Below are 19,404 nucleotides of genomic sequence, written 5' to 3'. Positions count from 1 at the left end.
TTGGCGCTGGAAGGGTCATGCAATGGCAAAGGCGAAGAAGGACGGACCGCGGCGCAAGGATGGCGTTTGGGATCCTCTGAAGGACAACAAGGCCGACAAATATGCAGCCGCCGGTCAGCCGAGGACGCCGCAAACGGAATCTCCGTCCTATCGCCTCGCCTATGCGGACGACGACTTTCTGAGCCGCGAAGAGCTGCGGCCGGTCCGTCTTCAGCTGGAACTTACCAAAGCCGAGATGATGCTTGCCGAACGCGGCATCAAGTCGACGGTGGTGCTGTTTGGCGGCGCGCGTATCCCGGCGCCCGGGCAAAGCGCCTGGGCTGCGCGCAACGAGGTTCAGCGGAAGAATCTCGAAGCGGCATCGGTGTTTTATGACGAGGCGCGGAAGTTTGCTGAACTCTGCGGAAAACACTCGGCCAGCCACAATCATCAGGAATATGTGGTGGTGACGGGCGGCGGACCAGGCGTGATGGAAGCGGGCAATCGCGGAGCCTCGGACGCCGGTGCCCCGAGCGTTGGGCTCAACATTATGCTGCCGCACGAGCAGGCGCCGAACCGTTTCGTAACGCCCGAACTCAGCTTCAACTTCCACTATTTCGCAATCCGCAAGATGCATTTCATGATGCGCGCCAAGGCGGTTGCGGTATTTCCGGGCGGCTTCGGGACGCTGGATGAGATGTTCGAGGCGCTGACGCTCATCCAGACAAAACGCATGGAGCGGATCCCGCTTATCCTCTTCAGCGAGGCGTTCTGGCGCGGCATCATCAATTTCGGGGCACTGGCGGAATTCGGCACGATCGCGCCGGAAGACCTCAATCTCATCAACTTCGTCGAGACGGCCGATCAGGCCTGGAAGATCATCGCCGACTTCTACGAGCATTAGAACTGAAAGAACCCGCCTCTCGGGGGAGGGGCGGGTCCTTCAAGACGACGGCCGGTGCTAGTTCCAAAGGGGGCGGGGAACTAGAGGGGGCGGTCCGGCAGGTCGTCGATGGAAATGGTGCCGTCCTTGTTGACGTCCATGCGGGTGAACAGCTGGTCGCCTGCGGTGGTTGCTTCGGTCTTGGTAATCTTGCCATCCCGGTCTTCATCGACCATGCGGAAGATACCGCGGCCCATCATGCCGCCATGTCGCGGGCCATCCCAGCGCGCATTGTGGCGATCCTGGTCATCGTGATCCCGCCCGCCGCGGTGCCAGCCATCGCGATCCCCGTCGTGGCGGCCGTGGCCGCGGTTTTCAGCCTGTTCCGGTGGCGGGTTGTCCTTGCGGAACTCATCCATTTTAGCCTGGCGGAAATCCACGAGTTCGCCTCGGGTGACGGTGCCGTCCTTGTTTGCGTCGATTTCGGCAAACAGCGCATCCTGGCGGGCGGTCAGCTCTTCCTTGGAGATCTTGCCGTCCTTGTTGCCGTCGGCATTCTTCAAGAGACGAACGAACATCACGTCCTGCATCATGCGGCCGCCGGCGCCCTCATGGCGGCCGGGTCCGTCACGTCCCGGTGCCGCGAATGCCGGCAGAGCGGCTCCTGCGACCAGTACGGCACTGAGTGTCGCTAAAACGATCTTCTTCGCGGTCATCGAATGGGTCCTTTCCGGTTAAATCCGATGACCTGAAGATAGGCCCGGCAATCGAAGGGAACCACTTAAACATCCGTAATGTGGATGAACATTTGGTAAGACGGCGGGAACTCAATCGGGCCGAATGCCGGACAGGAAACCTGCCAGATCGTCGGTCACGTAGTCGATATGATCGTCCTCGTCGGTCAGCTTTTCCCAACGCTCCATCAGCACCGTATCGAGGTTGCGGGGAACCAGAAGAACGGTGCGCATACCGAGCGTCTTCGGGACCTGCAGATTGCGAGGGAGGTCTTCGAACATGGCGGCGTGCCTGGTATCGACGCGGTGCAGGCTCGCGAACTTGTCGTAGGTGGCGCCCGCAGGCTTCGGGACATAACCCGCCGCAACGATGTCGAAGATATCGTCGAAATTGTCGAGGATGCCGAGCGCCCGGGCGGCGGCTTCGGCATGCGGTACGCTTCCGTTGGTAAAGATGAACTTGCGGCCCGGCAGCGCCTTGATCGCCTCTCCGAGTTCCGGATGCGGCAGCAGCGCCGAATAATCGATCGCATGGGCGCGCTCTAGAAAACTGTCCGGCTCGATCCCGTGATTCAGCATCAGGCCCTGCAGGGTCGTCCCATGCTCGTGGTAATAGCGCTTTTGCAGCGCCCTTGCGTCCTCCGGCTCGAGCTGCAGCAGCTCCTGCACATAGGCCGTCATGTTCTTGTCGATCTGCGCAAACAGATTGATGTGATGCGGGTAGAGCGTGTTGTCGAGATCGAATACCCATTCCCGGATATCGGCGAAATCGGCAGGATCGGGGGATGTTTTCGGCGTCTTGTCCATGCCCGTCTTATGCACGGCTTGGGCGTCGAAGAAAATCGAAAAGGCGACCTGTTCAGGCCAAATCCGGCCTTGGCGGCCAAATAGCCGGCATGATACCGCCACCAGCATGGAACTTTGGATCCCCATTACAATCGCTGCGGCCTTCTTGCAGAACCTGCGCTCCGCCTTGCAAAAGCGTCTGCAGGGTTCGCTCGGCACCCGCGGCGCGAGCTTCGTGCGCTTCGGCTACGGGTTTCCGATCGCAATCCTCTATGTGCTGGCTTTGCATCACATTGCCGGCTACCCTTATCCCGAAATCAACCCGACCTTCGCCATATGGGCCGGGATCGGGGGGCTGGCGCAGATCTTTGCGACCATCATGCTGGTGCATCTCTTTTCGCTCCGCAACTTTGCCGTGGGCACGGCCTATTCCAAGACGGAACCGGTGCAGGCGGCGATCTTCGGTTTTGTCCTGCTTGGAGAGAAACTCACCTTAGGCGCCATTGCGGCGATCATCGTCGGCGTACTCGGCGTGATGATGATCTCCACGGCGCGGATGCCGCTGTCCTGGCGCAATCTCGCCGTCGCGCTGACGGGGCGGACTGCATTGATCGGTATAGCCTCCGGTGCGGTCTTCGGCATTTCGGCGGTGGCCTATCGCAGTGCCGCGCTTTCGCTTCAAGGGCCGGGGCCGGTTATGGACGCGGCGGTTACGCTTGCCTGTGTAACGACCTTCCAGACAATTTTCATGCTGGTCTGGATGTTCTGGAAAGACAGGCGCGAGATCGCGCAGGTGGTCCGCAGCTGGCGCTCGTCCTCGCTGGTAGGCCTGGCCGGCGTCCTCGGTTCTGCCTGCTGGTTCACGGCGATGACGCTGCAGCAGGTGGCTTACGTCCGTGCCCTCGGTCAGATCGAACTGGTCTTCACCTTCATGGCGTCCTATTTCCTCTTCCACGAGCGGGTGAACCGTATGGAAGCGATCGGCTGTATGCTCATTGTCTGCGGCATTCTCGGGTTGTTGTTCTTCTGAGCCGCGTTTTCTAGGATCGTAAATCGGCGCCCGATTTACGGCGGCGAGAGGCGCAAGTGCGGATATAATCGCGGGATCAGAAAGGGAGACGACATGGACCAGAAAGAAAAGGCCGCTGCATTTGCTGCCCTCCACCGGAAGGGCAATCCTGTCATCATCTACAATATTTGGGACGCTGGCACAGCAAAGGCGGTTGCGGACGCCGGCGCCAAGGCTCTCGGTACCGGAAGCTGGTCCGTGGCTGCGGCGCAAGGTTATGCCGATGGCGAGAACCTGCCGATGGAGGCGCTTCTTCTGACCGCAAAATCAATCGCCTCCGCTGTCGAACTACCGCTGTCGGTGGATTTTGAAGGTGGGTATGCGGAAGATCCGACAGAGCTTGCCGGAAATGTCGCGAAGGTCATCGACGCGGGCGCCATCGGCATCAATTTTGAGGATCAGGTGGTCGGCGGCAGTGGCGTTTACCCGATCAGTCGACAGGCGGAGCGCATTCGTGCCATCCGATCTCTGGCAGATTCGCGCGGGATCCCACTCTTTATCAATGCCAGGACCGATCTCTTCCTTCAGGAGGGCGATCGGACAAAGCATGCGGCGCTTCTGGATGAAGCGGTCGCGCGGGCGAGGGCATATGCGGACGCTGGCGGCAATGGCTTCTTTGCGCCGGGCCTGGCAGATGAGGAGCTTATCCGCAAGCTTTGCGAAGCTTCGCCGGTGCCGGTCAATATCATGATGATGCCGGGCGTCTCGGCGCCGAAGCGGCTCGGAGAACTCGGCGTCGCAAGGGTGAGCTATGGCCCCGGTCCCTATCGGGCGATGATGGCGAAGCTCAAGGAAGATGCAGCGGCGGTCTTCACCGCCGCCGCTTAGGCCTCGATCGAGGAAGGGGTCACGGCACGATCAGCGTGCCGGCCCCATGCTCGGTGAAGATTTCGAGAAGCACCGAATGGGCGGTCTTGCCGTTCAGGATGACGACGCCCTGGACGCCGGCCTTGATCGCGTCGATGCAGGTCTCGACCTTCGGGATCATGCCGCCGGAGATCGTGCCGTCCTTGATGAGCGCCTGGGCCTGCGCAACCGTCAGCTCCTTGATGAGCTGCTTGTCCTTGTCCAGAACACCCGGAACGTCGGTAAGGAAGAGCAGACGGGTGGCATTGAGGGCGCCGGCGATGGCCCCCGCGAACGTATCGGCATTGATGTTGTAGGTGGCGCCGTCGCGGCCGGGGGCTACCGGGGCGATAACGGGAATCATCTCCGACTTGGCGAGCAGGTCGATCAGCGTGCGGTCGACTTCCACCACTTCACCGACAAAGCCGAGATCGAGCACGCGCTCGATATTGCTGTCCGGGTCGACGACGGTCTTCCTGGCCTTTTCGGCAAACACCATATTGCCGTCCTTGCCGCAAAGGCCGATCGCCCATTCGCCGGTCTGGTTGATCAGCGCGACGATTTCCTTGTTGATCGAGCCTGCCAGCACCATCTCGACGATCTCGACGGTTTTCTGGTCGGTGACGCGCAGTCCGCCTTCGAACTTGGATTCGATGCCCATCTTGGTCAGCATGGCACCGATCTGCGGCCCGCCGCCGTGAACGACGATCGGATTGACCCCGGACTGCTTGAGGAGCGCGATATCCGCCGCAAACGCCTTGCCAAGCTCGGAATCACCCATGGCGTGACCGCCGTACTTGACGACGATGGTCTTGTTTTCGTACCGCTGCATGTAGGGCAGCGCCTGCGCCAGAAGTTTGGCCTGAAGTTCGCTATCGGAAGTCGTCATCGATTTCCCCGTGATGTGAGTGGGCGCCTTGTAGCGCATGTTTTTGACGGGGGAAATAATCCGATGGCAAGATTTGCCCGTATACCGGCAACGACGCGCCCGGGGAGACACGTGCTTGGCGACAGACATTGAAATAGCCGCCTTGATCGGCCGCGTCGCATTGCGCGACCGAGCCGGTCTGGCGGCGCTTTACGCCGCTGTATCTCCGAAACTTTTTTCCGTCTGTCTTCGTATCCTCAAGGACAGAGCCGATGCGGAAGACGCGCTGCAGGAAGTTTTCGTCAAGATATGGCAGCGGGCCGACCGGTTCGCTGCCTCCGGTGCGAGCCCGTTGGGCTGGCTTGTGGCGGTGGCACGCAACCAGGCCATTGATCTTATGCGTGCCCGCAAGCCCGTTGCCGACAGTATCGACGAAACTTGGGACATCGCGGATGCGGCGCTCGATCCCGAAACGACCACCGTCCTCAAAGGCGAGGGCAAACGCATTGACAGGTGCATGGAAGAGTTGGAATCTGAACGAGCCAGCGCGGTGCGAAGCGCATATGTGGAAGGTCTGAGCTATCAGGAGCTGGCAGACCGCCACGGCGTACCGTTGAATACGGTGCGCACCTGGCTTCGGCGCAGCCTTTTGAAATTGAGAGAGTGCCTCGACCGATGACGACGCCCGAACAGAGCGAAGGAGACCGCTCCCGCGATGAATTGCTCGCAGGCGAATATGTCCTGGGCGTACTCTCGCTTGCCGATCGCGAGCGTGTGGCCGCGCGCATAGCGCGAGACCGGGTCTTTGCGGCGATCGTCGCTCGATGGCAGGAAAATCTGGCGAGCTTCAACGACGACTACGATGAGGTTCTCCCACCCGCAGCTGTCTATTCGAAGATAGAGACCCGGCTTTTCCCGCACAAGAGCTTCGCGCAGGAGCTCGTCGCGACCGGCAAATGGTGGAACTCGCTGCTGTTGTGGCGTGGCATTGCGCTTGGGTCCGTGGCTGTACTGATCGCTTACGTTTCGCTGGATACAGGCTGGATAGGCACACCGACGTCTCGTCCGCTGGTCGCCGAGCTTGCAGGGGAAGGCAATTCAATCAGCCTGGTCGCCGCCTACAACGTCGTCGACGGCCGCTTGCGGGTGACACCGGTTGCGGCCGGTGCGGCGGATCAGCATTCGCTTGAACTCTGGCTGGTACCTGGCGGTGACGATCCGGCAATCTCCCTCGGTGTACTGCCTCAGACGGGCGAAGGTTCGGTCGAAATTCCGGCTCACCTCCGTCCGAGACTTGGCGAAGGCGTGACCCTCGCCGTCAGCCTCGAGCCGTTCGGCGGCTCTCCGACCGGTAAAGCCACCGGTCCCGTGATCGCGGTTGGCCAGACGCGTCGGTCCAATTAAAATTAGCGCTTAAAAACCAAAGAGTTGAAATTTTTCTGCCGCTTTTTTCACTGTGGCTGAAACTCTTTCCCTCTCCCTTCCGTCCCTTGCTGCGTCCCGCAGACCGCGGGACGTGAACCGCCCTGGGAGGCGCATCCGTGCCGGGGCGATCAGATCCTTTAAAGGAAGAGGAAAACAGAATGTCCAACTTCGCACTCCGCACATTTGCCGTCGCAACAGCTCTCTCCGCAGCCGTGGTCGCAGCCCATGCCGCCAATCCGAAGGTCGGCGGCGCGGCCATGTTCGAAGACAAGAACATCGTCGAGAACGCGGTGAATTCCAAGGATCATACGACCCTGGTGGCAGCCGTCAAAGCGGCCGGCCTGGTCGAAACACTGCAGGGCAAGGGGCCGTTCACCGTGTTCGCGCCGACCAACGACGCGTTCGCGGAACTCCCTAAAGGCACGGTCGATACGCTTTTGAAGCCGGAAAACAAGGCGCAGCTGACCAAGGTTCTGACCTGCCACGTTGTCGCTGCGAACGCCATGTCGAGCGCTATCGAAAAGATGATCAAGGACGACAAGGGCGCCCATGACGTCAAGACCGTCGGCGGCTGCGTCCTGAAAGCCAAACAGGACATGGGCAAGATCACCTTGACCGATGAGAACGGCAATGTCGCCCAGGTTACGATCGCCGACGTGAAGCAGTCGAACGGTGTCATTCACGTAGTCGACAAGGTCGTACTGCCCAAGATGTAAGGCCGGTCGCAGGCGTTTCGCCATTACATCCGGAGCCGGTCGCTTCCTCTGAAGCGGCCGGCTTTGTACGAGAAGTTACAATGGCTGGCCGACGGTCTCCCCGATCGCCAGACGGAGTTCGTCGATGCCTTTGCCTTTCTCAGAAGATGTCGAAAGCACGAAGGGATAGGCAGCGGGCCGTTTGCGGATCTTTTCCGTCGTCTCGGCGATCAGCTTGTCAACCGCCGGCTCCTTGATCTTGTCCGTCTTGGTCAGCACGATCTGATAGGAGACCGCCGCCTTGTCGAGCAGGTCCAAAACCTCGTCGTCATTCTTCTTGAGGCCGTGGCGGCTGTCGATCAAGACATAGACACGCTTCAGCGTGGCACGACCGCGCAGGTAGTCGAAGACGAGCTTCGTCCATGCGTCGACGTGCTCCTTCGGCGCCTGCGCATAGCCGTAGCCCGGCATGTCGACCAGGGCCATGGGGGGCAGATCCAGCCCTTCACCGGAATAACCCTCCGGCACGAAATAGTTGAGCTCCTGGGTGCGGCCGGGCGTATTGGAGGTGCGTGCCAGACCCTTCTGGCCGACAAGGGCATTGATCAGCGAGGACTTGCCTACATTCGAACGTCCTGCGAAGGCCACTTCAAGCGGGCCTTCGGGCGGCAGGAATTTCATCGAAGGTACGCCACGGATGAAGATCCAGGGGCGGCCGAAGAGCGGCTTGTCGTCCATGTTCTTGTCAGCGGGCATTGGGTTATCGGTCCTGTCTCAATCGAAGCGACACGGCTTCCGGGTTTTGCCGCAGAATGTCAAGCTACGGAAGATATTTGCCTGTCGTCATAAAAGAAAACCCCGGCGGACCGGGGTTTCGGAAGCTATTTCGAGGCTGCCGGTTTTCGCCGGAAGAGGCCCTTCAGATTGTCGAAGAGCTCGATCTTGGCGCCGTGGCGCTTCATGATCATCGCCTGCTGGGTGATCGAAAGCGTGTTGTTCCAAGCCCAGTAGATGACGAGGCCAGCCGGGAAGGATGCCAGCATGAAGGTGAAGACCAGCGGCATCCAGGTAAAGATCATTGCCTGGGTCGGGTCCGGCGGCGTCGGGTTCATACGCATCTGCAGGAACATCGTGACGCCCATGACGAGCGGCCAGACGCCAATCAGCAGGAAGTGCGGCACGTCGTAGGGAAGCAGGCCGAACAGGTTGAACAGCGACGTCGGATCGGGAGCCGACAGATCCTGAATCCAGCCGAAGAAGGGCGCGTGCCGCATCTCGATCGTAACGTAGATGACCTTGTAGAGGGCGAAGAAGACCGGGATCTGCAGCACGACCGGCCAGCAACCGGCGATCGGATTGATCTTTTCCTCCTTGTAGAGCTGCATCATCGCCTGCTGCATGCCCATGCGGTCATCGCCGAACTTGGCCTTCAGCTCCTCCATCTTGGGCTGGACGCGCTTCATATTGGCCATGGAGGCGTATTGCTTGCTGGCCAGCGGGAAGAAGAGCGCCTTGACGACGACGGTCGTCAGCAGGATCGCGACGCCGAAATTGCCCACGTGACGGAAGAAGAAGTCCATCAGCTGGAACATCGGCTTGGTGATGAAGTAGAACCAGCCCCAATCGATCAGTCGGTTGAACTGCGGGATTTTGAGTTCCGTCTCATAGCGCGAGATCAGAGGCACTTCCTTGGCGCCGGCGAAGACGAGGTTCTTAAGCTCGGTAGACTGACCCGGCTGGACCGTCAGATCGTCGCCCTTGTAGTCTGCCTGGTAGCTCGCCTGTCCGCCGGTGAAATGCGAGAAACGGGTGACGTAAGGCATGGACTGGGGCGGAGCGATCGTCGCAGCCCAGTATTTGTCCGTGATGCCGAACCACCCGGTGGTTGCCTTGTCGTGGGTATATTGTTCTTCCTCGATATTGGCATAGGTGTGTTCGCTAAGCGCGCCGTCTTCACCCATTACCCCGATAAAGCCTTCGTGGATGACCCAAACCGAAGGAGTCGCAGGCTTGTTGTGACGCAGAATCCGCCCATAAGGCGTCAATGTGACGGGTGCGCCGCTGGTGTTGTCGATCTTGTCGTTGACGGTCAACATGTAATGATCATCGACGGAGATGGTGCGCGTGAAGGTGATGCCCTTCTCGTTTGTGAAGGACAGCGTCACCGGCGTCTGCTGAGTGAGTTTCTCGCCGCTTGCTACCGTCCACTGGGTTCCCGCGCCAGGAACGGTGCCGATGGATTCGTTCGGAATATAGCCGAGTTCGGTGAAATGCCCGTCCTTGGTGTCGGAGGGCGAAAAGAGCGTGATGATAGGGCTCTGGTCGTCAACGGTTTCGTGATATTCGCGAAGCTTCAGATCGTCGAAACGCGCGCCGGTGAGATTGATGGAACCGATCAGGGCAGGGGTTTCGATCTGAACACGCTGCGACCGTGCAAGCGCCTGATCGCGGGTGATGGTCGTCTGGCCGGAAGCGGCACCCGGTAGATTGCCAGTCGGTGCGCTCGAGGCGCCGGGGCTTTCCGGGGATACCGGCTGGGCCGTTTCTCCCTGGAGCGCGCGGCGAGCCTCTTCGGCACGCTGCTGCGCCTCCATCCTGGGATTCATGTAGAGGAACTGCCAGGCAATGACGATCAGCACCGAGAGCGCGATCGCGATGAAGTAGTTACGATTTTTTTCCATCATGCTTTCCTGGAACGGGTCTCCTCGGACCGCTTCGGCTTCGGCCTGTTTTCAATGCGCTCGATGAGCTGAGCCGTCATATCAGCGAAGGGAGCCGACAGCACCTCCCGACGCGCGACAATCACATAGTCGTGTCCGCTCTTCATTGCAAATCCGGCAGAGTGCCTGACGGCCTCCTTGAGGCGCCGACGCATGCGGTTGCGCTCGACTGCGTTGCCATGTTTCTTGGTGACGGTGAAGCCGACGCGCGGCGCTTCGTCCGGCGCATTGCGGTCGAGCACTTCCAGAAGAAAGGTGCGCCCCCGACGGCTTTCGCCTTGCCGAACAGCAAGAAACTGCGGCCGGCTTTTCAGCCGCCCGACAGTTTTCTTGTTCTTTTTCTCGTCTGTCATCGCCCGGTGATCTCGGGCATCCCAGCCTTAGGCCGATAGACGCTTGCGGCCACGGGCGCGGCGTGCGGAAAGAACCTTCTGACCACCCTTGGTGGCCATGCGGGCGCGAAATCCGTGGCGGCGCTTGCGAACAAGCTTGGACGGTTGGTACGTACGCTTCATTTATTTAATACCGCGGTGTGCGGCCCTTCTTGGAGTTTGCTTCCGCAAAGGAAGCAAGAGCGTTTAGAGAAACGATCTGCGCAAGCGGCTGCACGCGTGCAAGCCCGCCGGAGCTGAACGTGCGCGGCTTATAGGAGGACTCTCTCTGAAAAGTCAATCGCCGGCGAACTTTTGCGGCTCCGCCCGACCTCCAGAACATTCAATTTGATCAAATCCATTAAGGGTTGCGGAGGTTGCCTGCGCAACTGAGAATGGGTGAATGTGGCAAAACGATCCCCATTTCTGTCACTCTGTCATCTTTTCCGACAAATAATTCGGGAGAATACAGCGTTCGTTGACAAATTTTCCTCCTCGCTTCGCTGCGTTCAAAGCCCGCCTGCTCAAGGATTGTTAATGACTAGGTGCTAATTCTAGCAGTGATGTCGCGGATCTTCCGCATCAGTGTGCCGTGTCGCCAGCATCCCATGGTGTCTTGCAGGGGGAAAACTGCAGTGAGAATTAGAGCCAAGATCAACCTTCTCGTCGGGCTGATGAGCTTGTTTGCCTGTCTGATCGGCGGGCTTTCGCTTTTCGCGGTCGAGAAGTACCGGGCCCAGAGCCAGCAATACGCCGATGTGGCCGATCGCGCTCACAACGGAGAGCACCTCAACCGGTTGGTCACGGCAGTCGTCATGGATGCCCGCGGTATCTATGCCGCAAAGGATATTGCGGCGACCAAGCAGTTCGGCGAAGGGATTGTGAAATCGCTGGCTGAAATGGAGAAACTGCTTGCCGAATGGCAGCCGAAAGTGCCGGCAGAGCAGAAAGCGATCTTCGAGAAACTGATAGCCCGTTCGGCGGAATTCAAGCAGTTCCGCAGCGAAACGGTCCGCCTCGGCCAGACCGAGGGCCCTGCGGCGGCGAACGTCCAAGGCAATAACGAGGCAAACCGCGCCAACCGCAAGGCCTATCAGGCCGAGATCGATGCGGTGGTGAAGATGGACCAAGCGCAGCTCGACGAGCTTAGCGCGGGTATGGACGCCTTCGGCAATATGGTTTTCTACAGCGTGCTGATCGTCACCGTGATCGGCGTTGCCGGCGGAATGGCCTTCGGTCTGTATCTTGGCCGCAAAGAGCTGAGCCAACCTATTCTCGACCTCACCTCGTCAATGAAGACGCTGGCGGACGGAGATTACTCCGTGGACGTACCGCTTGTCGGCCGCAAGGATGAAGTCGGCGACATGGCGGCAGCCGTCGAGATCTTCAAAAAGAACGGCATCGAGGTCGCTCGCATGAACGCCTCCGAATCCACCATGCGCGGGAAGAACAACGAACTGCAGGCGCTGATGTCGGCGGTGGTCGCCGCCGCCGCCGAAGGCGACTTCACCCGCCGCATCGACAAGCAGTGGGGCGAAGAGAGCCTCGACCGCTTCGCCAGCAATGTCGACCAACTGGTCGCAAGTGTTGACGCCGGCATTTCCGAAACACGGCGGGTCGTCAGGAGCCTTGCCGAAGGTGACCTTACCGACAGCATGACCGGCAATTTCAAGGGTGCTTTTGCCGAGCTGCAGCACAACGTCAACGCCACCATGGAGACGCTGCGCGGGACGATGATCAACGTCCGCAGTGCCAGCGGCTCCATGAACGGCAGCGCTGCCGAACTCAGCAAGGCTACCAACGACCTGTCGCGGCGCACGGAACAGCAGGCTGCCGCGCTGGAGGAAACCTCCGCGGCACTGGATCAGATCACGGCTGTCGTGCGGACCTCCACCGAAAGGGCTCAAGAAGCAACCGTGATGGTGGGCGAAGCCAAGCAGAGTGCCGTGCAGTCGGGCGAAGTCGTGCGCAATGCCGTCGACGCCATGGGTCGCATCGAGCAGGCTTCCCGTGAGATTGCCCAGATTACCAACGTCATCGACGAGATCGCCTTCCAGACCAATCTTCTGGCGCTCAACGCCGGTGTCGAAGCCGCCCGTGCGGGCGAAGCCGGCAAGGGCTTTGCTGTCGTGGCACAGGAAGTTCGCGAGCTCGCCCAGCGTTCTGCAAACGCGGCAAAGGACATCAAGGCGTTGATCAGCAAGTCGGGCGACGAGGTCGCCGGCGGCGTGATGCTGGTGCAGAAGACCGGCGAGGCGCTGTCGGAGATCGAAACCCGCGTGTTGCGCATCAACGACCATATCCACTCGATCGCGGTTGCCTCGCGAGAGCAGGCAACGGGACTGGCGGAGGTCAACACCGCCGTCAACCAGATGGACCAGGTGACCCAGCAGAATGCCGCCATGGTGGAAGAGACTTCGGCTGCGACCCAGAAGCTTTCTTCCGAAGCCGACAGCCTGTTCGCCATCGTCTCGAAATTCAACATCGGTCACCAGGAGCATCACTCCGCCGAGCCTGCAAGGTCTTCGCGCCCAGCGGCGGCTGCCTCGGCTCAAGTCCAGCGCCCGCGCGTCTCGCCGGTCAAGGCGATGACGGGTGCTCTGACGCGGGCTTTCGGAGGAGGGGCTGCGGCTCGGGCTCCGGCAGCAGCGGCTGCGGACTGGGAAGAATTCTGATCCGACCGGCCCTTTCAAACGAATAGGAAAGCGGAGACGTCTCCGCTTCTCTTTTTGCACTGCCGAAAGAGGGGCTGGTAAAAAAGCGTTGAATCTCTAAAATAGTCGATCATCCGTTGGCTCTGCCAGATGTTGGGCGGAAACGGAATTCGGGAATGGAGATCCGCATGGACGGCGAGGTTCATACCTCGGGGCGCTCGGAATCCTCGCCGGATGGCGCAGGACCGGAACCCATGCCGCGTCTCTTCAGCGGCCTTTCCGGCAGACTTCTCTGGCTTACCGTCATTTTCGTCATGCTGGCGGAAATCCTGATTTTCGTTCCATCTGTCGCAGGCATGCGCATGAACTGGCTGCGCGACCGTCTGGATACGGCCGCCGCCGCGGGCATTGTCATCGACGGTCTGCAACCGTCGGAGCTTCCCCGCGCGGTGCAGGACGATACGCTTCTGGCGACGGGCACCAAGGTCATCGCGCTTAAAAAGGACGGCACTTCCCGCCTGCTGGCGGCCACCGACCTGCCGCCGCAGGTTGACCAGGTCTTCGATCTCACCGATGTGCCGATGTGGATCTCGATGCGCGACGCTCTGGATACCCTGTTCCTGGGCGGCGGCCGAGTCATGCGTGTTTTCGGGGCGATCGGCGACACCGACATGATCATCGAACTGGTGATGACCGACGACGCGCTGCGCAAGGACATGCTGAAATATTCGAAGATGATGTTTCTGCTGTCTTTGCTGATCTCGTTGATTACGGCGGTGCTCATCTTCCTGGCCATCAACCGGATGATGATCATGCCAATCCGCCGGCTGACCCACAGCATGCAGTTTTTCTCGGAACAGCCGGAGGATCCGAGCCGTGTCTTTGCGGGTGACCGGTCGCGCGGAGAGCTTGCCGTGGCCGGCCGGCATCTCGCCGCCATGCAGGTGGAATTGCAGCGCACTCTGAAGCAGCAGAAAAACCTCGCCGATCTCGGTCTGGCCGTTTCCAAGATCAATCACGACATGCGTAACATCCTGGCGTCAGCCCAATTGATGTCTGACCGGTTGACCGATGTCGACGACCCGATGGTGCGCAGTTTTGCGCCGAAGCTCTTACGCACGATCGATCGGGCCGTGGGTTATACCAGCGAAGTATTGGCTTATGGACAGGCATCCGAAGCGGCCCCGCGCCGCCGCCGTATCCGCCTGGCCGAACTCTGCCAGGACGTGCGCGACATTCTTGCCATCGATCCCGACGCCAGCATCGAATTCATCGATCAGATCCCTGCCGATGTCGAGGTGGATTGCGACAGCGAGCAGCTTTTCCGGGTCATCCACAATATCTGCCGCAATGCCTTGCAGGCGCTGACGAACTTCGATCCCGAGGACACCTCCATGGTCCGGCGCATTACCGTCGCGGCCCATCGGATCGGCAGCGTCGTCAGCATCACGGTCGACGATACCGGCCCGGGCATGCCGCGCAAGGCGCGGGAAAACCTGTTTTCGGCCTTCCGTGGCTCGGCTCGTTCGGGCGGCACGGGCCTTGGTTTGGTGATTGCCCGCGAGCTGGTTCTGGCGCATGGCGGCACGATCGCGCTGGTCGAAAAACCCGGCCCCGGAACGCAGTTCCGGATTGAGATTCCCGACCGTCCAGTTTCGCTGGAAGACTACCGGGCTCGAGCTTGACGCTAATAGATGTTGCTTCTCAACGGCTTGGGCGAGAAGTGACAGCAAAATGACGTTGCCCTCGGTAAAATCGCTTGCAATCTCTCGCGGCACCGATTAGAGGATCGCCACGCAAGCGGTGACGCACTGCTTGCCTACGCACCCGTAGCTCAGCTGGATAGAGCACCAGACTACGAATCTGGGGGTCAGGAGTTCGAATCTCTTCGGGTGCGCCATTTTCTCCTCCATCAGCAATACTCTCCCGAAGCGGTGGCAAACTGCCATTTGCTTGTTGATCCTCGTCGCAGGCCGTGCCACGTGCAAGGTTGAATGTTCTTCCGTGAGGGCGGCAATGGATCGAGATGGCGGCTTTGTGGATCTGCGGGAGCGGCCCGGGCAGGGCAGCAGGCTCGCCAATTTTCTCTCGGGCGGATTGTGGCCGGCGACGCTTTTTCTCGGTGTTTATTTTGTCGCCAGCATCGCCACGCGGCTGGCTTTGCCGCATTCGCTGACACTCGACGAGGCCGAACAGTCTCTGTTCTCGCAATATTGGCTCGCCGGTTACGGCCCGCAGCCACCCTTCTACAACTGGGTACAGAACGCTTTTGTAAGCATCATGGGAATCTCGCTGCTCGCGTTGACGCTGCCGAAGTTCGTGATGCTGCTTCTTTGCTATTTCTTCTTTGGTTTGGCGGCGCGGGAGATCGACGGCCGGGCGGGCTTCGTGGCGATGGCGATGCTGAGCCTGCTGACGCTGCCGCAGGTTTCCTACATGCCGCAGCAGGACCTCACCCACACCGTCGCGGTGCTGATGGCGACCTCGCTGTTTCTCTACGGCTTGTTCCGAACGCTCGCCCGTCCGGATTGGATGGGTTATGCGCTGCTTGGACTGGCGATCGGCATCGGCACCATATCGAAATACAATTTCGTGCTGCTTCCTGCAGCGACGGTCGTTGCCGTCTTCGCCGACAGGAAATGGCGCGCCCGCCTCTTCGACATCCGGGTCCTGCTCACGGCGGCGGTCAGCCTGGCGATCATCATGCCGCATGCGCTCTGGCTGCTCGGCAATATCGATCTGGCGACGAAGGGCACGATTAGCAAGATGGTCGAAGCGAACGCACCGCACGGGATGGCCCGCATTGCCCGCGCTCTCGGCTCGCTGGTCCTCGCCTGCATCGCTTTCGGCGCCCTGACCCTGGTTGTTTTCGCGGTGGCCTTCAAAAGCAAGTTCAGGCAGGCGATAAGAAAGACCACCCGCTGGACTCGTCTCCTGGGGATCATGATGCTGGTTTCGCTGCTTGGCGTGGTTCTGGTGATCCTTCTTGCAGGCACGACCAAAATCACCGAGCGTTGGCTCGATCCCTATCTTCTGGCGCTGCCGCTATACCTGCTTCTGAAGTTCGGAGGAGCTGGAGCGGATGTCGTCGCCAGTCTGAAGCGATTCCTCCCGGTTTTTCTGACCATCATGGCGATTACGCTGATCCCATTGGCGGCAAAGACGGTGACGGCGGGAATGACCGGCAGTTACACGAGGATCAATTATCCGTTCACGCTCGTTGCCGAGACGCTGAAAGCGGAGGGGCAGCCATCATTGATCATCGCCGGCGGCACTCACCTTGGCGGGAATATGCGGCTGCGGTTCCCCGGTACTCCCGTGGTCGACCCGGGCCGGCCGATTGCAGGTTTTCCGCCTCTGGACTCTCTAAAATCACCAATCCTGGTCATCTGGCCGATCAATGCGGACACCGTGCAGCAGCCCCCCTTTGCCCTGCCGCCGGAGGTATCGGCGCTCGGCCTTACGGCCTCTCCCGTGCAGTCCCTGTCGTTTCCGCATGAATATGGCGACGGCAGAACCGGATTGAAGCTCGGCTATCTCTGGCTTCGTTGAAGACCGTAGGTAACCTGATATATCTCTCGCCGAAGTCGCGGTGCGACGAAAAAATCTCAAGGAGATCCCGGATGGCTGAAACGGAAAAAGTGGCGCTGATCACCGGCGGCGGACGCGGCATGGGCGAGGCGATCGCGCGCGAGCTTCATGCCGAGGGATACAAGCTGGCGCTGATGTCGCCGTCCGAAAGCTGTGAAAAGCTGGCGGGCGAATTGGGCGGCGTAGCCTCCCGAGGCGTTGCCGAGAAGGCCGAAGACATCCATGCGATTTTCGATTTGACCATGAAAACCTACGGCCGCATCGACGCGGTCGTAATTCTTACCGGCCACCCTCCAAAGGGAGACTTGCTGGATATTGCCGACGAGGCCTGGACGCTGGGATCCGACATGATGATCCTTTCGCTGGTACGCATGGCCCGCCTCGTCACGCCAGTGATGCAGAGACAGGGCAAGGGCGCCTTCGTCAACATCACCACGTTTGCGGCCTATGAGCCGTCGTTGGTCTTCCCCGTTTCCTGCACCTACCGTGCGGCGGCAGGCGCTTTCACAAAGCTTTATTCCGATCGTTATGCGGCCGACAATATCCGCATGAACTGCATTCTGCCCGGATATATCGACAGCCTCGACCACAAGCCGGAAACGGCTGACAAGGTGCCGATGAAGAGAATCGGTCATGTGGAAGAGATCGCCAAGACCGCAGCTTTCCTGCTGTCCGATGGTGCTGGCTACATTACCGGTCAGAATATCCGCGTCGATGGCGGCGTCACCCGTCACGTTTGATCAGAGGTAATGAGATGAGGTGGAAGCGCACCATTCAGCTGCTGGACGTCCATTGCGAAGGCGAGATCGGCAAGGTCGCGATCGGGGGAGTTCCGAAAATCCCGGGCGAAACGCTCGCCGCACAGCTTCACTGGCTGAACACCGATCCGAAGGGCAGCGAGCTTCGCCGCTTTCTCTGCCTCGAGCCGCGCGGTGCGCCGATCGGTTCCGTCAATCTGCTTTTGCCGGCGAAACATCCGGATGCGGATGCGGCCTTCATTATCCTGCAGCCGGACCAGGCGCATGCAAGTTCCGGCTCCAATTCGATCTGCGTCACGACAGCACTGCTGGAATCCGGTATCGTCGAGATGAGAGAGCCGGAAACGGTCGTGACCCTGGAAACTGCGGCCGGCCTGGTGAAGGCGACGGCCACTTGCCGCGATGGGCGCTGCGAAAAGGTGAAGCTCACCATGGTGCCATCCTTCGTGCATGACCTCGATGTCGCGCTGGAGACGCCGCACTGGGGCCGGATCACACTCGATCTTTGTTATGGAGGCATCTTCTACGCGCTTGTGGACGTCAGCCAGATCGGCTTGACGATCGACAAGGGCAATGCCGCGGCGCTGGTTCAGGCAGGAATGGTGCTGAAGGACTTGATCAACCGGGAGATACCGGTGGTGCATCCGGAAATCCCCGCGATCTCGGGCGTCGCTTATGTCATGTTCCGGGATACGGAATTGGACGGCACGGTTCGTACCTGCACGACCATGTGGCCGGGCCGGGCCGATCGTTCTCCTTGCGGGACCGGGAATTCCGCCAATCTTGCGGCGCTTCATGCGCGTGGCCGCGTGAAGGTGGGCGATACGTTCAGGTCGCGCTCGATCATCGGTTCTCAGTTCGAAGTAGGCCTTGCAGCAGAAACGACAGTCGCGGGAAAGCCGGCGATCGTTCCCACGATCGCCGGCCGCGGCTTTACGTTCGGGCTTCACCAGATTGCGCTCGATCCCTTTGACCCACTGGCAGAAGGTTTCGCCATGACCGATGTCTGGGGCCCTTCCGCAGGAGAGATCTAGATCTCCTTGCCGACGGTCCTAGGCGTCTCCATGTCGCCTGGTTTCAGTACGAGCGAGTTGACGCTTTCCGATTCGGAAGGGTCGTTTGGCGCCGGAACGACGCCGAGTTCCTGCATCTGCAGGAATTTATAGGCACCGAAAACGTCGCCATGTTCGCCGGCTTCGCGGTACATCTCCGCAGCCTTGACGGCGTTGGCTTCGATGCCTTCGCCGGCTTCGTACATCAGGCCCAGATTGATCATGGCGTCCGTATTGCCGCGTTGCGCAGCCAGATCATACCAGGCTATAGCCGTCTGATCGTCCTCCGGAACGAGATGGCCTTCGTCATAAATGGTGCCGATATTGAAGGCAGCGGTGTCGTCGCCCTCGGCCGCGGCCTTGTCGAACCACTGCAGGGCACTGTGAATGTCCGGCTTCGTGCCGAGTCCGTCGCGGTAGGCGACGCCGAGGTTATAGGCGGCAAGCACGTTACCGCTGTGCGCGGCTTCTTTGTAGAACTGAAATTCAGCCTGTTCATCACCCAATCGGCCCATCAACATTCCGAAATTCACCTTGGCCGCCGGGTATCCGGCCTGGACGGCTACATTGTAGGCGCTCATCGCCTGGTCTGCCTGTTGAGCCTTGTTGAGAGCTCGGCCGAGCTGATAGGCGAAACGCGGATTGCCGGTGCTTTCGAAAGCCACACGACAGGCATCGACCGCAGTTCCATCGATCTCGCCGATATCAACCGGTGCGAATTCATTGTTGCGCTGCTGATCATAGGGACTTCCAGCCAGCCGGTCGCATTCGCCTTGCATCATGGAGACAAGCTTCAGATTCGCCTGCTCTTCGGCGCCTGGTGAAACCGTCAGTGCGCAAAGCGCAACGGCAGTGCCTGCGGCAATTGCCAATCCCTTATTGACTTTAAAGGCGCGGGATTTCATTGTGTGCTCCGCTTCACAGATCCTTCAGATTGATTAACGAACGCCGAAAGCGGACGTGGGTTCCTTAT

The 19,404-nt window shown here is 60.0% G+C and carries 19 protein-coding genes and 1 tRNA gene; 12 read left to right on the top strand and 8 right to left on the bottom strand.

From position 1 onward, the window contains the following. Positions 1-22: 22 nt before the first annotated feature. Entirely contained in the window at positions 23-883 is an 861-nt protein-coding gene (locus EDE05_RS02030) for an LOG family protein (protein WP_105370496.1), read from the top strand. An 80-nt stretch (positions 884-963) separates the two neighbouring features. Here EDE05_RS02030 and EDE05_RS02025 read toward each other — a convergent pair whose 3' ends face one another. After that, positions 964-1,578, bottom strand: a complete 615-nt coding sequence (locus tag EDE05_RS02025; RefSeq protein ID WP_112797462.1) for a hypothetical protein — start codon at positions 1,576-1,578, stop codon at positions 964-966. Positions 1,579-1,689: 111 nt separating this feature from the next. Beyond that, a complete protein-coding gene (locus EDE05_RS02020) occupies positions 1,690-2,403 on the bottom strand; it encodes a pyrimidine 5'-nucleotidase (RefSeq protein WP_112797537.1) in 714 nt (237 codons plus the stop codon). A gap of 106 nt (positions 2,404-2,509) precedes the next feature. Here EDE05_RS02020 and EDE05_RS02015 point away from each other — a divergent pair, with 106 nt between their 5' ends. Then, complete coding sequence (locus EDE05_RS02015) at positions 2,510-3,412, top strand: EamA family transporter (protein ID WP_112797460.1); 903 nt, start codon at positions 2,510-2,512, stop codon at positions 3,410-3,412. A 93-nt stretch (positions 3,413-3,505) separates the two neighbouring features. Further along, positions 3,506-4,279 (top strand): isocitrate lyase/phosphoenolpyruvate mutase family protein, encoded by a 774-nt coding sequence (locus tag EDE05_RS02010; RefSeq protein ID WP_134099671.1) that lies wholly within the window; start codon positions 3,506-3,508, stop codon positions 4,277-4,279. 19 nt (positions 4,280-4,298) lie between these two features. Here EDE05_RS02010 and argB read toward each other — a convergent pair whose 3' ends face one another. Continuing rightward, positions 4,299-5,186 carry an acetylglutamate kinase gene (argB, locus tag EDE05_RS02005; protein WP_105370500.1) on the bottom strand — a complete coding sequence of 296 codons (888 nt, stop codon included), beginning with the start codon at positions 5,184-5,186 and terminating at the stop codon, positions 4,299-4,301. A gap of 115 nt (positions 5,187-5,301) precedes the next feature. Between argB and EDE05_RS02000 the strand changes: the two genes are divergently transcribed. The 3 genes from EDE05_RS02000 to EDE05_RS01990 all read left to right on the top strand — a co-directional run bounded on the left by EDE05_RS02000 (position 5,302) and on the right by EDE05_RS01990 (position 7,306). Then, a complete protein-coding gene (locus tag EDE05_RS02000; RefSeq protein WP_245519843.1) occupies positions 5,302-5,844 on the top strand; it encodes a sigma-70 family RNA polymerase sigma factor in 543 nt (180 codons plus the stop codon). Continuing rightward, the gene (locus EDE05_RS01995) at positions 5,841-6,569 is read left to right on the top strand and encodes an anti-sigma factor (RefSeq protein WP_112797454.1); all 729 of its coding nucleotides are present in this window, start codon (positions 5,841-5,843) and stop codon (positions 6,567-6,569) included. Before EDE05_RS02000 ends, EDE05_RS01995 begins: the two co-directional genes overlap by 4 nt. Before the next feature lie 179 nt (positions 6,570-6,748). Further along, positions 6,749-7,306 (top strand): fasciclin domain-containing protein, encoded by a 558-nt coding sequence (locus EDE05_RS01990; RefSeq protein WP_134099666.1) that lies wholly within the window; start codon positions 6,749-6,751, stop codon positions 7,304-7,306. A 75-nt stretch (positions 7,307-7,381) separates the two neighbouring features. Here EDE05_RS01990 and yihA read toward each other — a convergent pair whose 3' ends face one another. From yihA to rpmH, 4 genes are all read right to left on the bottom strand, one after another. After that, a complete protein-coding gene (gene yihA / locus EDE05_RS01985; protein ID WP_205839297.1) occupies positions 7,382-8,041 on the bottom strand; it encodes a ribosome biogenesis GTP-binding protein YihA/YsxC in 660 nt (219 codons plus the stop codon). Positions 8,042-8,166: 125 nt separating this feature from the next. Beyond that, positions 8,167-9,966: a membrane protein insertase YidC gene (gene yidC, locus EDE05_RS01980; RefSeq protein ID WP_105370504.1), complete on the bottom strand. Its 1,800-nt coding sequence runs from the start codon at positions 9,964-9,966 to the stop codon at positions 8,167-8,169. Then, positions 9,966-10,358, bottom strand: a complete 393-nt coding sequence (rnpA, locus tag EDE05_RS01975; protein ID WP_112797450.1) for a ribonuclease P protein component — start codon at positions 10,356-10,358, stop codon at positions 9,966-9,968. The genes yidC and rnpA overlap by 1 nt, the downstream gene beginning before the upstream one ends. Before the next feature lie 27 nt (positions 10,359-10,385). Next, positions 10,386-10,520: a 50S ribosomal protein L34 gene (gene rpmH, locus EDE05_RS01970; protein WP_025555461.1), complete on the bottom strand. Its 135-nt coding sequence runs from the start codon at positions 10,518-10,520 to the stop codon at positions 10,386-10,388. Between the two features lie 491 nt (positions 10,521-11,011). On the opposite strand from rpmH, the gene EDE05_RS01965 reads away from it, so the two are divergent. The 6 genes from EDE05_RS01965 to EDE05_RS01940 all read left to right on the top strand — a co-directional run bounded on the left by EDE05_RS01965 (position 11,012) and on the right by EDE05_RS01940 (position 18,413). Next, positions 11,012-13,051: a methyl-accepting chemotaxis protein gene (locus tag EDE05_RS01965; protein ID WP_134099663.1), complete on the top strand. Its 2,040-nt coding sequence runs from the start codon at positions 11,012-11,014 to the stop codon at positions 13,049-13,051. 233 nt (positions 13,052-13,284) lie between these two features. Beyond that, positions 13,285-14,715, top strand: a complete 1,431-nt coding sequence (locus tag EDE05_RS01960; RefSeq protein WP_245519852.1) for a HAMP domain-containing sensor histidine kinase — start codon at positions 13,285-13,287, stop codon at positions 14,713-14,715. Positions 14,716-14,853: 138 nt separating this feature from the next. Next, positions 14,854-14,930 (top strand) — tRNA-Arg (locus tag EDE05_RS01955). A 116-nt stretch (positions 14,931-15,046) separates the two neighbouring features. Next, positions 15,047-16,582 carry a glycosyltransferase family 39 protein gene (locus EDE05_RS01950; RefSeq protein ID WP_134099656.1) on the top strand — a complete coding sequence of 512 codons (1,536 nt, stop codon included), beginning with the start codon at positions 15,047-15,049 and terminating at the stop codon, positions 16,580-16,582. Positions 16,583-16,653: 71 nt separating this feature from the next. After that, the gene (locus tag EDE05_RS01945) at positions 16,654-17,361 is read left to right on the top strand and encodes an SDR family oxidoreductase (protein ID WP_134099653.1); all 708 of its coding nucleotides are present in this window, start codon (positions 16,654-16,656) and stop codon (positions 17,359-17,361) included. 14 nt (positions 17,362-17,375) lie between these two features. Beyond that, a complete protein-coding gene (locus EDE05_RS01940) occupies positions 17,376-18,413 on the top strand; it encodes a 4-hydroxyproline epimerase (protein ID WP_134099651.1) in 1,038 nt (345 codons plus the stop codon). Here EDE05_RS01940 and EDE05_RS01935 read toward each other — a convergent pair. Next, positions 18,410-19,336: a tetratricopeptide repeat protein gene (locus EDE05_RS01935; protein WP_134099648.1), complete on the bottom strand. Its 927-nt coding sequence runs from the start codon at positions 19,334-19,336 to the stop codon at positions 18,410-18,412. The two genes, EDE05_RS01940 and EDE05_RS01935, sit on opposite strands and share 4 nt — an antisense overlap. Between the last annotated feature and the right edge of the window lie 68 nt (positions 19,337-19,404).

The organism is Neorhizobium sp. R1-B (genome assembly GCF_004368875.1).
GTDB lineage: Bacteria > Pseudomonadota > Alphaproteobacteria > Rhizobiales > Rhizobiaceae > Neorhizobium > Neorhizobium huautlense.
Note: the sequence above shows the minus strand (reverse complement) of the source record. Positions and strands in the feature narration are given on the sequence as shown.

Excerpts from the sequence above, each read along its gene's own strand:
- EDE05_RS02025 (WP_112797462.1), bottom strand. The coding sequence starts at position 1,578 with ATGACCGCGAAGAAGATCGTTTTAGCGACACTCAGTGCCGTACTGGTC.
- EDE05_RS01990 (WP_134099666.1), top strand. The coding sequence starts at position 6,749 with ATGTCCAACTTCGCACTCCGCACATTTGCCGTCGCAACAGCTCTCTCC.
- EDE05_RS01950 (WP_134099656.1), top strand. The coding sequence starts at position 15,047 with ATGGATCGAGATGGCGGCTTTGTGGATCTGCGGGAGCGGCCCGGGCAG.
- argB (WP_105370500.1), bottom strand. The coding sequence starts at position 5,186 with ATGACGACTTCCGATAGCGAACTTCAGGCCAAACTTCTGGCGCAGGCG.
- yidC (WP_105370504.1), bottom strand. The coding sequence starts at position 9,966 with ATGGAAAAAAATCGTAACTACTTCATCGCGATCGCGCTCTCGGTGCTG.
- EDE05_RS02010 (WP_134099671.1), top strand. The coding sequence starts at position 3,506 with ATGGACCAGAAAGAAAAGGCCGCTGCATTTGCTGCCCTCCACCGGAAG.
- EDE05_RS02015 (WP_112797460.1), top strand. The coding sequence starts at position 2,510 with ATGGAACTTTGGATCCCCATTACAATCGCTGCGGCCTTCTTGCAGAAC.
- EDE05_RS01995 (WP_112797454.1), top strand. The coding sequence starts at position 5,841 with ATGACGACGCCCGAACAGAGCGAAGGAGACCGCTCCCGCGATGAATTG.
- rnpA (WP_112797450.1), bottom strand. The coding sequence starts at position 10,358 with ATGACAGACGAGAAAAAGAACAAGAAAACTGTCGGGCGGCTGAAAAGC.
- EDE05_RS01945 (WP_134099653.1), top strand. The coding sequence starts at position 16,654 with ATGGCTGAAACGGAAAAAGTGGCGCTGATCACCGGCGGCGGACGCGGC.
- yihA (WP_205839297.1), bottom strand. The coding sequence starts at position 8,041 with ATGCCCGCTGACAAGAACATGGACGACAAGCCGCTCTTCGGCCGCCCC.
- EDE05_RS01940 (WP_134099651.1), top strand. The coding sequence starts at position 17,376 with ATGAGGTGGAAGCGCACCATTCAGCTGCTGGACGTCCATTGCGAAGGC.
- EDE05_RS02030 (WP_105370496.1), top strand. The coding sequence starts at position 23 with ATGGCAAAGGCGAAGAAGGACGGACCGCGGCGCAAGGATGGCGTTTGG.
- EDE05_RS01935 (WP_134099648.1), bottom strand. The coding sequence starts at position 19,336 with ATGAAATCCCGCGCCTTTAAAGTCAATAAGGGATTGGCAATTGCCGCA.
- EDE05_RS01960 (WP_245519852.1), top strand. The coding sequence starts at position 13,285 with ATGCCGCGTCTCTTCAGCGGCCTTTCCGGCAGACTTCTCTGGCTTACC.
- rpmH (WP_025555461.1), bottom strand. The coding sequence starts at position 10,520 with ATGAAGCGTACGTACCAACCGTCCAAGCTTGTTCGCAAGCGCCGCCAC.
- EDE05_RS02020 (WP_112797537.1), bottom strand. The coding sequence starts at position 2,403 with ATGGACAAGACGCCGAAAACATCCCCCGATCCTGCCGATTTCGCCGAT.